The following is a 12,278-nucleotide window of genomic DNA, read 5'->3' as shown; positions in this document are numbered from 1 at the left end:
ATGGCGAGCGCACCCGAGCTGCGGCGGACGATCCTCGTCTGGTGCCCCGACTGGCCCCTCCTCGCGGCCGCCGCCGACGCCGGCCTCGGCGCCGGGCACCCCCTGGCCCTCACGGAGAAGAGCCTGGTCTTCGCCTCCTCCCCCGCTGCTCGGGCGGAGGGGGTCCGGCGGGGCATGCGCGTGCGCGAGGCGCAGTCCCGTTGCACGGGTCTCGCCGTCCTCCCGTACGACCCGGTGCTCGACCACCGGGCGTTCGAGCCGCTCATCCAGGCGCTCGAGGAGATCACCCCGGGCGTCCAGCTGATCCGGCCCGGTCTGTGCGCGATCCGCGCCCGCGGTCCGCGCCGCTACTACGGGAGCGAGCAGAGCGCGGCCGAGGCGATCCTGCAGCGGCTGGCCGAGCTGGGTCTCCCCGACGCCCGCATCGGGATCGCCGACGGGCTCTTCGCCTCCGAGCTCGCCGCGAAGCACTCCGGCCGCCCGGTCGCCGTCGTGCCCCCAGGAGCAGCGGCAGGCTTCCTCGCTCCTCTCCCGCTCGACGCCCTCGAGACCGAGTCCGTCGCAGCCCCTGCCCGTGCTCCCCGCCGGGGGGACGACCTGGTGGCGCTCCTGCGCAGACTCGGCGTCCGCACCCTCGGCGCCTTCGCCGCCCTCCCTCGCGAGGACGTCGCCGCCCGGTTCGGACCGGAGGGCGCCCACGCGCACCTCCTCGCCGCCGGTGCGGAGTCGGAGACGGTGGTGCCCCGGCTCCCGCCGGAGCGTCTCGACCGGGCGATGGAGTTCGAGCCCCCTCTGGACCGCATCGACCAGGCCGCCTTCGCCTTCCGCGTCCCCGCGGAGGAGTTCGTCGCCGGGCTCACCCGCGCACAGCTGGTCGCGACCGCCATCCGCATCGAGGTCGTCAGCGAGCGCGGTGAGATCTCCTCCCGGAGCTGGCTGCACCCGAGATGGTTCACCCCGGGCGACGTGCTCGACCGGGTCCGCTGGCAGCTGCAGGGCAGCGGGGAGATCGACACCGGTCTCGGAGCGCCGATCTCGCGGCTGTGCGTCGAGCCCGAGGCGGTCGACGCGATCGGCAACCACGAGCAGGGTCTCTGGGGCACCGCTCCGGAGGAGCGCGTCCACCACGGGCTGAGCCGCGTGCAGAGCATGCTCGGGCACGAGGCCGTGATGACCGCGTCGATCGGAGGGGGTCGATCCCTCCGCGACCGCCAGCACCTGATCCCCTGGGGCGACCGGGAGCCGGGCGACGCACGGCCGAGGACCCTGCCCTGGCCCGGCTCCCTGCCGCCGCCCCTCCCGCCGACGGTCTTCGCGGAGCCCGCGGCCGTGCTGGTCCGCGGACCGAGGGGCGAACCCGTCGCCGTCGACGAGCGCGGCGCCCTCAGCTCCGTGCCCGCCTACTTCACCCCCGGGACCTCTCAGGCACGCCTGGAGCCCCTCGCCGGATGGGCGGGTCCCTGGCCGATCGACGAGCGCTGGTGGGATCCGAGCACCGCCGTCCGCTACGACCGCTTCCAGGTGGTCGACGCCGCCGGTGTCGCCTGGCTGCTGCTCTGCCTCGACGGGGTCTGGGCCGCAGAGGCCCGCTACGACTGAACCGGAGCATCCCTCCACCACCGCGAACGAGCACCGAAGGAGCCCCGATGGGCTGGAACAACCCGCCGATCCCCTGGTCGGAGTTCGAGCGCCGCCTCTCCAGCGGCAAGCGCGCCGACGGCACGGTCGTCCAGGGCGACGGCGGCGACAGTCCGGCCTGGTCGCACAAGCGCCCCGCCTACGTGGCAGGGGACGACGTCCGGCCGCCGGCTCATCCGGTGCCCTACGCCGAGCTGCACGCCCACTCCCACTTCAGCTTCCTCGACGGGGCGAGCAAGCCGGAGCAGCTGGTCGAGGAGGCGGTCCGGCTCGGCATCGACACCCTCGCGCTCACCGACCACGACGGCCTCTACGGCATCGTGAGGATGGCCGAGGCCGCGCAGGGGCACGCCGTCCGCACGGCCTTCGGAGCCGAGCTCTCCATCGGGCTCACCTCGCCTCAGAACGGGGTCGCCGATCCGGAGGGGACCCACCTGCTCGTCCTCGCGCGCCGCGAGGAGGGCTACCACCGCCTCGCCCGTGCGATCACCACCGCCCAGCTCGCCGGAGCCGAGAAGGGCAAGCCGAGCTACGACCTCGAGGAGCTCGCGCGCGCCGCCGACGGCCACTGGATCGTGCTGACGGGCTGCCGCAAGGGAGCGGTCCGTCAAGCGCTCGCCGCCGCAGGAGTGGCCGCGGCCGAGCAGGAGGTCCGCGAGCTCGTCCGGCTCTTCGGTCCCGCCAACGTCCTCGTGGAGCTGTACGACCACGGGGATCCCCTCGCCTCGCGCGCCAACGACCAGCTGGCGGCGATCGCCGAGAAGCTCCGGCTGCGGACGGTCGCCACCGGGAACGTGCACTACGCCCGGCCGGAGGAGCGCCCCCTCCAGACGGCCCTCGCCGCGGTCAGAGCACGCCGGAGCCTCGACGAGATGGACGGCTGGCTCCCCGCAGCGGGCGGCGCCCACCTGCGCTCCGGCGCCGAGATGGCCGAGCGCTTCGGCCGCTACCCCGGCTCCGTGGAGAACACGGTGCGCGTCGCCGACGAGATCGCCTTCGAGCTCGGCCGAGTCCGGCCCCGGCTGCCGCGCCAGGAGGTCCCCGAGGGGCACACCTCGATGAGCTGGCTGCGCGAGCTCGTGCGCGAGGCCGTGCCGGCCAAGTACCCCCGCGCCGACGCCGACGTCCTCGCGCGCCTCGAGAAGGAGCTCGCGGTGATCGAGCAGAAGGACTTCCCGGGCTACTTCCTGATCGTCCACGACATCGTCCACTACGCCAAGCGGAACGGCATCCTCTGCCAGGGACGCGGCTCGGCCGCCAACTCGGCGGTCTGCTACGTCCTGGGCATCACGGCGGTCGACTCGATCTTCTACGACCTGCCGTTCGAGCGGTTCCTCTCCAGCATCCGCGACGAGGAGCCCGACATCGACGTCGACTTCGACTCGGAGCGGCGCGAGGAGGTGATCCAGTACGTCTACCGGAAGTACGGACGTCTGAACGCGGCCCAGGTCGCCAACGTCATCACCTACCGGCCCAAGTTCGCCGTGCGCGACATGGCCAAGGCCCTCGGATACAGCGCCGGGCAGCAGGACGGCTGGTCGAAGCAGGTCGAGCGGTGGGGGTCCGTCACCGAGAGCACCGACCACGACATCCCCGAGGACGTGGTCGCCCTGACCACCCGGGTGCTGGGCACGCCCCGGCACCTGGGCATCCACTCCGGCGGCATGGTGCTGACCGACCGGCCCGTGGGCGAGGTCTGCCCGATCGAGCCCGCCCGGATGGAGGACCGCACCGTCCTGCAGTGGGATAAGGACGACTGCGCCTGGATGGGCCTGGTCAAGTTCGACCTCCTCGGGCTCGGGATGCTCGCCGCCCTGCAGTACACGTTCGACCTCGTCGCCGAGCACGTCGGCGAGAAGTGGGACCTCTCCACCCTCCCCCGGGAGGAGAAGGGCGTCTACGACCAGCTCTGCCGCGCCGATTCGATCGGGGTGTTCCAGGTCGAGAGCCGGGCGCAGATGGGCACCCTCCCCCGGCTGCAGCCGCGCCGCTTCTACGATCTGGTGATCGAGGTAGCGCTCATCCGCCCCGGCCCCATCCAGGGCGGTGCGGTCCATCCCTACATCCGCCGCAAGCTCGGCGAGGAGCCGGTGACGTACCAGCACCCCCTCCTCGTGACGCCGCTCAAGCGCACCCTCGGCGTGCCGCTCTTCCAGGAGCAGCTCATGCAGGTGGCCGTGGCCGTCGGCGACTGCAACGCGGAGGACGCCGACCTGCTGCGCCGGGCGATGGGGTCCAGGCGCGGGACCGAGAAGATCGAGACCCTCCGCGAGCGGCTCTACCAGGGGATGGCCCGCAACGGCATCACGGACGAGGTCGCGGACGACATCTACCTCCGGATCCAGGCCTTCGCGAACTTCGGCTTCGCCGAGAGCCATGCGATCAGCTTCGCCCTGCTGGTCTACGCGAGCGCCTGGCTCCGCCTGCACTACCCCGCCGCGTTCACCGCCGCGCTGCTGCGGGCGCAGCCCATGGGCTTCTACGCCCCGCACACCCTGGTCGCCGATGCCCGGCGTCACGGAGTGGAGGTCGTCTCGCCCGACGTCAACCGCTCCCTGGCGCCTCCCGGGCTCGAGGCGAAGGAGGACGCCCCCGCACGCCGGAGGAGCGGCGCCGCCTACGGGAGCGACGACTGCCTCCGCGCCGATCAGCCGCCCACGGGACTGTTCGACCGCACCGAGCACTTCCACACGGACGACCACAGGCGCGACAGCGGCTTCGTGATCCGGCTCGGGCTGGCAGGGGTGAAGGGCATCGGCACCGCGCTCGCCGAGCACATCGTCGCCGAGCGCGAACGCGGCGGACCCTACGCGAGCATGGCCGACCTCTCGCGTCGGGTCGGCACGACCGCGGCTCAGCTGGAGGCCCTCGGCGCCGCGGGCGCCTTCGACTCGCTCGGTCTGCAGCGTCGGCAGGCGCTCTGGGAGGCCGGCACCGCCGCAGGCGACCGCGAGGAGTTCCTCGCCGGCTCCACGGTCGTCGTGCAGCCCCCGCTCCTGCCGATGCTCTCCCCTCAGGAGCGCGTGGTCTTCGACTTCTGGGCCACCGGCATCTCGCCCGACGACCATCCGCTGCGCCACCTCCGCGAGGGGCTCGCTCGCCGCGGCGCCCGCTCCTCGGCCGATCTTCCCGGCATCCCCTCGGGGACCCGGATCGAGGTCGGTGGGGTCGTGATCCACCGCCAACGTCCCTCCACAGCCGGTGGAGTGACCTTCCTCAACCTCGAGGACGAGCACGGGATCCTCAACGTGATCTGCTCCGTCGGAGTATGGAACCGCTACCGCCGCGTGGCCCGCGAGGCACCCGCCCTGCTGGTCAGGGGGATCCTCGAGCGCTCCGACGAGGGGGTGACGAACCTCCTCGCCGACAGGTTCGAGACCCTCACGGTCGGCGCTCGCACCACCTCCCGCAACTTCCGATGACCCCTCAGCGGCACCGCCCGCTCGCCCACGAGAAAGCGACACCATGACCACTCTCGACCACGCCGCTCCCGCTCCGCACCTCGATGCGCCGCTCCTGAACGACCGCGAGCTGCGCGAGCGCGTCTCCTCGCTGATCGGACCGGCCTACCGCCGGGCCCTGTGGCCGATCTTCCTCGACCGCGACGGCGTGCAGCTGCCGATCCTCTACCCGGTGGACGGGCTCCCCGTGCACCCCGACGAGGAGAAGACCGAGCGGATCGTCGCCACCCTCGCCAAGGCCGTCGCGCACCAGGACGTGGGCTCGCTCGCCTTCGCCCTGGAACGTCCCGGGCGCGCCTTCCTCGGCGAGACCGACCGGGTCCTCGCCCGTCACCTGGCGGCGGCGTGCCACAAGCGGGCCATCCCCCTCCGCGCGCTCCTGCTCGTCCACGACGAGGGAGTGCGGGTCGTGACCGCGACGGAGTACGCCGCGGTCACGCTCTGAGCGCTCGGGCCCGAGGCGGCCGTTCAGGACAGCGGCGGCCGGCCACCTGAACAGCCGGCCGCCACGGAGCTCAGGCGCTCAGCGTCACCAGCAGCGAGGAACCGCCGAGATCCACCTCGGTGTCCCCGGGCTGCACCGCGTACTCCCCGACGCCGAGCAGCGTCTCCGCCACCTCCGGCAGGGCGATGCGGGCGGCGGACTCGCCGACGTTGATCGCGACGGTCACCCGACCGCGGCCGAGAGTCAGCCAGCGGGCCTCCTCGTCGAACTCCACGCGGAGCGACCCGAAGCGCGGGTCCGTCAGCTCGGGGTAGCGGCGGCGGATCGCCGCCAGCTCGCGGTACACCTCGAGGGTGCGGGCGTGACGCCCCTCCCCGACCTCGGACCAGTCGAGCCGCGAGCGCAGGAACGTCTCCGGGTCCTGCGGGTCGGGCACGACCTCCGGATCCCAGCCCATCTTCGCGAACTCCTCGATGCGGCCCTTCGCCGTCGCCTCGCCCAGATCCTTCTCCGGGTGCGAGGTGAAGAACTGCCACGGTGTCGACGCCGCCCACTCCTCGCCCATGAACAGCATGGGAGTGAAAGGGCCCAGCAGCGTCAGAGCCGCGGCGATCGCGAGGCGCCCCTCGTCGAGGGTCGCCGTCAGACGGTCGCCGACCGCCCGGTTGCCGATCTGGTCGTGGTTCTGGCTGCAGACCACCAGGCGCCAGGTCGGCATGTGCTCGGTGTCCACCGGACGGCCGTGGTGGCGGCCGCGGAAGGTCGAGAGGGTGCCGTCGTGGAAGAAGCCCCGCGTCAGCACCTTCGCGAGGGCGCCGAGCGGCGCGAAGTCCTCGTAGTAGCCCGTGGTCTCCCCGGTCAGCGCGACGTGGACCGCGTGGTGGAAGTCGTCGCTCCACTGCGCGTCGAGCCCGTAGCCGTGCGCCTCCCGCGGAGTGATCAGCGCCGGGTCGTTGAGGTCGGACTCGGCGATCAGCGTCAGAGGGCGCCCGACGTGGGCCGACAGCACGGCCACCTCGCTCGCCATCTCCTCGAGCACGTGCACGGCCCGCTCGTCCGAGAGGGCGTGCACCGCGTCCAGGCGCAGGGCGTCGACGTGGTAGTCGCGCAGCCACATCAGAGCGTTGTCGATGATGTACCCGCGGACGGTGTCCGAACCCTCGCCGTCCAGGTTGATCGAGCTGCCCCAGGTGTTGGCCTTCTCGTTCTTGAGGTACGGGCCGAACTCCGGCAGGTAGTTGCCGCTCGGGCCGAGGTGGTTGTAGACGACGTCCTGGACCACGCCGAGGCCGGCACGGTGGGCGGCGTCCACGAAGCGCTGGTACGCCTCGGGTCCGCCGTACGGCTCGTGCACGGCGTACCAGAGGACGCCGTCGTAGCCCCAGTTGTGCGTTCCGTTCACCGCGTTGACCGGCAGCAGCTCGATGAAGTCCACGCCGATCGAGCGCAGGTGCTCGAAGCGCTCCGCCGCCGCGTCCAGGGTGCCCTCGGGTGTGAACGTGCCGAGGTGCAGCTCGTAGATGACGGCGCCGGCGAGCTCGCGCCCGGTCCAGGCGGAGTCGCCCCACTCGTGCGCCGAGGGGTCGAACGTGCGCGAGAGCTCGTGCACGCCCTTCGGCTGGCGAAGCGAGCGGGGGTCCGGCAGCGGACCGCTGCCGTCCACCCGGTACCCGTAGTCGACCTCGCCGGTGGCCGGGGCCGACGCGGGCGCCCGCCACCATCCGTCGTCTCCGTGGCGGGTCATCGTTAGCGACGAGTCGTCACCGAGAAGGAGCTCGACCGTCGAGGCCTCGGGGGCCCAGACGTCGAACCGCTCGGGACCGGTCGTCGGGAGTGCGTAGCGGTAGGGAGTCGTGCTGATCACTGCTGTCTCCAGGAGGGGTCGTATCGGTCTGCGGTGCGGTGGCGGAACCGGTCAGGAGACCGGGGCGAGCAGTGCCACGGGGTAGTCGGCGAGGATCTCGGCGACCGGAGTCACTCCTCCCGCGAAGGTGCGGCCGGTGAGGACGTCCTCCATCGGGTGCCCGGGCAGGACCACGACCGTGCCGTTCCACCCGCCCGAAGCGGCGAGGCCCTCGGGGAGCCTGGTCGCGACGGTCAGCGCGCCGCCGCGGTCGAAAGCGATCGCGTGCTCGGCGGCGGGCCCGATCGCGGGGACGGCGGCGTAGCGGGTGAACAGCTCGGGGCGGTCGCGGCGGAGCCGGAGGGCGCGTGAGGTGACGAGGAGCTTCGCGGCTCCCTCGGCGTCGATCGCGGGCTTCCAGCCGCCGTCGATCCGCTCCAGCAGCGCTCGACGCTGCCCGAAGTCGACCTCGCGGCGGTTGTCCGGGTCGACGAGGGAGGTCTCCCAGAGCTCGCTGCCCTGGTAGACGTCCGGGATGCCCGGGGCGGTGATCTGCACGAGCTTCGCGGCGAGGCCGTTCGACCAGCCGGCGGCCGACACCCGCTCGACGGTCTGCTCGACCAGCCGGCGGACGGCGGGCTCCTCGAACGCCGCGTCGATCGCCGTGTGCATCCGCTTCTCGAACTGCTCGTCAGGAGCGGTCCAGTGCGTCGAGTCGTCGGCCTCGCGCGACGCCTTCTCGGCGTAGGCGTGCAGGCGCTCGCGGCTCGCGGGCCAGGTCCCCACGACGGCCTCCCAGAGCAGGTGCTCGATCGGGCCGTCGCCGAAGCCGACGAGGGCGTGGAGCTCGCGGAGCGTCGCCGCCCACGCCTCCGGGTCCTCGGCCAGTGCGGTGATGCGGGCACGGGTGTCCTCGCCGCGCTTCGTGTCGTGGGTCGAGAGCGTGGTGAGCGAGGCGGGGAACGAGGCCTGGCGCACGGCCTGGCGGCGGTGGAACTCGACCAGGTCGATCGCGAACTCGTCCGGGTCCGCTCCGACCTCGTTCAGCGAGGTGAGGCGGCTGAAGCGGTAGAACGCCGTGTCCTCGACGCCCTTCGCCATCACCATGCCGGAGGTCTGCTGGAAGCGCACGGACACCGGCGTGTCGGTCTCGCCGAGCGCCGCGGCGACCTCGTCGATGGTCGCGCGGATCTCGGGACGGCGGCGCACGGCGTCGACGCGGGCGTGCTCGAGGTGCTCCGCTCCGTAGGGGAGGTAGCTGCGGTAGACCGGGTAGGTCGCCAGGAGCTCCGCCAGCGCGTCGTCCGCTCCCTCGATGCCGGGGATCAGGCGGGCCAGCCGCAGGACCTCGGAGCGGAGGATGCCGTCGGCGATGCCGCGCTTGGTGTCGTGGATGAGGTCGGCCCACTGCAGCGGGGCGCCCTTCCCCGTGAGCTCGGCGTCGAGGCCCTCCAGCACGGGGCGGGCGTCGGGGTCGACCAGGATGCGGTCGACGTCGGCCAGGGCGTCGTAGCCCGTGGTGCCGACGGTCGCCCAGTGCGGCGGGAGCTCCTCGTCGCCCTCGAGGATCTTCTCGACCCAGACCGGGGCGCCGCCGATCGCGCGGGCCAGGTCGTCGAGGTATCCGCCCGGGTCGGCCAGGCCGTCCGGGTGGTCGACGCGCAGGCCGTCTGCGAGCCCCTCGGTGAACCAGCGGACGATCTCGGCGTGCGAGGCGTCGAACACCTCGGGCCGCTCGACCGTGATGGCGGCGAGGGTGTTCACCGCGAAGAAGCGGCGGTAGTTCAGCTCGGCGTCGGCGCGGCGCCAGTTCACGAGCTCGTAGCTCTGGCGCGCGTGCACCGTGCGGCCGGAGTCGCCGGGCTCGGCGGTGCCGGGCGCGATCGGCAGGCGGTTCTCGTAGTAGTGCAGCTCGTCGCCGACGACCTCGAGCGCGTCGAGCTCGCTGTCGCTGTCTCCCCCGCTCGCACCGTCGCCGAGGATCGGCACGCGCAGCTTCCCGCCCCCCGCCTCCCAGTCGATGTCGAAGGCGGTGGCGTAGCGGGAGGACTTCCCGTTCCTCAGCAGGTCCCACCACCAGGAGTTCTCGCTCGGGGTCGCGACGCCCATGTGGTTGGGGACGATGTCGATGAGGACGCCGAGGCCCTCCGCCCGCGCCGCGGCCGAGGCGTTCGCCAGGCCGGCCGCGCCACCGCGGTCGGGATCGACCTCGGTGTGGTCCACCACGTCGTAGCCGTGGTCCGAGCCGGGCTCGGCCTTCAGCAGCGGCGAGAAGTACAGCCAGTCCGCTCCGAGCGCGCGCACGTAGTCGGCGACGCGGGCGGCGTCGTCGAGGTCGAACGCCGACCGGATCTGGAGGCGGTAGGTGGAGGCGGGCAGACGCACGTCAGGCTCCTGTCGAGGGTGCGGTCGCGGAGTCGGTCGACTCGGCGTGGGGGCTGGTGGGTCCCGTCGAGGAGACGATCGGGATGGCCGAGGTGGCCGCCAGGGACGCGAGCGAGGCGGCGACCGAGTGGTCGACCTCGGGCTCGGGGGTGCTGTGCTCCTGGAGGATGACGAGCGACTTCGCCTGGACGGTGAGCATCGCCCCCGCCGGACGCGGGATCGAGTCCGCCTCGGCGCCGGCGGTGTCGACGAGGACGCTCCACTCGAGCGCGTACTCGTCGCTCGGGATCGCGAACTCGACGTCGACGTCGTCGGCGTTGAAGTACAGGAGGAAGCTGTCGTCGGTGACGGGGCGCCCGCGCTGGTCGCGCTCGCGGATCCCGTTGCCGTTGAGGTAGATGCCCACCGATCGGCCGAGACCGGAGTCCCAGTCGGACGGGGACATCTCGGTGCCGGCGGCGGTGAACCAGACGATGTCGGGCAGGGGCTCGCCGTCGCCGCGCAGGACGGGGCGGCCGTCGAAGAAGCGCATGCGGCGGAAGGTCGGGTGCTCGGCGCGCAGGCGGATGAGCGCCGCGGTGAACTCGAGCAGCGGCCGGTCGGCGTGCGCCCAGTCGATCCAGGTCAGCTCGCTGTCCTGGGCGTAGGTGTTGTTGTTGCCGTTCTGGGTCCGGCCCAGCTCGTCGCCGTGGAGGATCATCGGAACGCCCTGGGAGATCAGCATCGTCGCGAGGAAGTTCCGCTGCTGGCGCGCCCGGAGCGCGAGCACCCGCGGGTCGTCCGTGGGCCCCTCCACGCCGTGGTTCCAGGAGCGGTTGTGCGACTCGCCGTCGTTGCCGTCCTCGCCGTTGGCGTCGTTGTGCTTCTCGTTGTACGAGACCAGGTCCCGGAGGGTGAAGCCGTCGTGCGCCGTGACGAAGTTGATCGAGGCGACCGGGTAGCGGCCCGAGTGCGCGTAGAGGTCGGCCGAGCCGGTGAGGCGCGAGGCGAACTCCCCCAGCGTCGACGGCTCGCCGCGCCAGAAGTCGCGGACCGTGTCGCGGTACTTGCCGTTCCACTCGGTCCACTGGGGCGGGAAGTTGCCCACCTGGTAGCCGCCGGGCCCGACGTCCCACGGCTCGGCGATCAGCTTCACCTGCGAGACCACCGGGTCCTGCTGGACGAGCTCGAAGAAGGTGGAGAGCCGGTCGACGTCGTAGAACTCGCGTGCCAGCGCCGAGGCGAGATCGAAGCGGAAGCCGTCGACGCGCATCTCCGTCACCCAGTAGCGCAGCGAGTCCATGATGAGCTGGAGCGAGTGCGGGTGGCGCACGTTCAGGGTGTTCCCGGTGCCGGTGTAGTCCATGTAGTAGCGCTTGTCGTCGTCGACGAGGCGGTAGTAGGCCTCGTTGTCGATGCCGCGGAACGACAGGGTGGGGCCGAGGTGGTTGCCCTCCGCCGTGTGGTTGTAGACCACGTCGAGGATGACCTCGATGCCGGCAGCGTGGAGCGCCTTCACCATGCTCTTGAACTCCTGGACCTGCTGGCCCTGGTCGCCCGTGGAGGAGTAGGTGTTCTGCGGAGCGAAGAAGCCGATCGTGTTGTAGCCCCAGTAGTTCGAGAGGCCCTTGTCCATCAGCGTCGAGTCGTTCACGAACTGGTGCACGGGCATGAGCTCGATCGCCGAGACGCCCAGGTGCTTGAGGTGGTCGATCACCGCGGGGTGGGCGACTCCGGCGTAGGTGCCGCGGAGCTCCTCCGGCACGTCGGGGTGCGTCTTGGTGAGCCCCTTCACGTGCGCCTCGTAGATCACGGTGCTGTCGTAGGAGGTGCGCGGGCGGCGGTCACCGGCCCAGTCGAAGAAGGGGTTGATGACGACGCCCATCATCATGTGCGGCGCCGAGTCCTCGTCGTTCGTCGAGCCCGGGTCGCCGAAGGTGTACGAGAAGAGGGACTGGTCCCAGTCGATCTCCCCCGAGATCGCCTTCGCGTAGGGGTCCAGCAGCAGCTTGTTCGGGTTGCAGCGGTGGCCGGCATCGGGGTCGTACGGTCCGTGGATGCGGAAGCCGTAGCGCTGGCCCGGCTGGACCTGCGGGAGGTAGCAGTGCCAGACGTAGGCGTCCGACTCCTGGATCTCGACGCGCGTCTCGGTGCCGTCCTCCTCGAAGAGGCACAGCTCGACGCGCTCGGCGATCTCGCTGAACAGGGCGAAGTTCGTGCCGCTTCCGTCGAACGTCGCGCCCAACGGGTAGGCGGTTCCGGGCCAGGTCTCCACGAGACTCCTCAGGGGATTGTTCTCGGGCAGTCCGGGAGACGCCGATGTGCGGTCTGCGGATGCCCGACGTCGGGGGTGATGGTCCGTCACTTCCGCGACGGACCGACTGCTCAGCTTAGCGAGCGTGTCTCGAGCATTCCCCTGACGGTCAGCGCTCATCGCGCGGTCCTCCTCCGGTGGTCACGACCGGCGGCCGGAACCGCCGTCCGGTTCGTCCTGCGGGCGCGCGAGCGGGCAGGTCGTCCCGGTGGG

Annotated in this window: 6 protein-coding genes; 3 read left to right on the top strand and 3 right to left on the bottom strand. The window is 71.9% G+C overall.

Annotated features, from left to right (window positions below; genetic code table 11):
* The 3 genes from C5C30_RS10385 to C5C30_RS10375 are packed head-to-tail and all read left to right on the top strand — an operon-like array spanning window position 1 to window position 5,544.
* A complete protein-coding gene (locus tag C5C30_RS10385) occupies window positions 1-1,599 on the top strand; it encodes a DNA polymerase Y family protein (protein ID WP_104333672.1) in 1,599 nt (532 codons plus the stop codon).
* Window positions 1,600-1,646: 47 nt separating this feature from the next.
* Entirely contained in the window at window positions 1,647-5,060 is a 3,414-nt protein-coding gene (locus C5C30_RS10380; protein WP_104333671.1) for an error-prone DNA polymerase, read from the top strand.
* 43 nt (window positions 5,061-5,103) lie between these two features.
* The gene (locus tag C5C30_RS10375) at window positions 5,104-5,544 is read left to right on the top strand and encodes a hypothetical protein (RefSeq protein ID WP_104221992.1); all 441 of its coding nucleotides are present in this window, start codon (window positions 5,104-5,106) and stop codon (window positions 5,542-5,544) included.
* 70 nt (window positions 5,545-5,614) lie between these two features.
* Here the strand turns inward: C5C30_RS10375 and treZ are convergent, their stop codons facing one another.
* Genes treZ through glgX form a run of 3 tightly spaced genes read right to left on the bottom strand, consistent with a single transcriptional unit; the run spans window position 5,615 to window position 12,026 of the window.
* Window positions 5,615-7,408 (bottom strand): malto-oligosyltrehalose trehalohydrolase, encoded by a 1,794-nt coding sequence (gene treZ / locus C5C30_RS10370; protein ID WP_258065895.1) that lies wholly within the window; start codon window positions 7,406-7,408, stop codon window positions 5,615-5,617.
* Between the two features lie 51 nt (window positions 7,409-7,459).
* Window positions 7,460-9,772 (bottom strand): malto-oligosyltrehalose synthase, encoded by a 2,313-nt coding sequence (gene treY / locus C5C30_RS10365; protein WP_104333670.1) that lies wholly within the window; start codon window positions 9,770-9,772, stop codon window positions 7,460-7,462.
* Between the two features lies 1 nt (window position 9,773).
* Window positions 9,774-12,026, bottom strand: a complete 2,253-nt coding sequence (gene glgX / locus C5C30_RS10360) for a glycogen debranching protein GlgX (RefSeq protein ID WP_104225274.1) — start codon at window positions 12,024-12,026, stop codon at window positions 9,774-9,776.
* Window positions 12,027-12,278: the final 252 nt, after the last annotated feature.

This window comes from Rathayibacter sp. AY2B5 (assembly GCF_002931645.1).
Lineage (GTDB): Bacteria > Actinomycetota > Actinomycetes > Actinomycetales > Microbacteriaceae > Rathayibacter.
The sequence above is the reverse complement of the archived record's forward strand: the minus strand, read 5'-3'. Positions and strand labels throughout refer to the sequence as shown.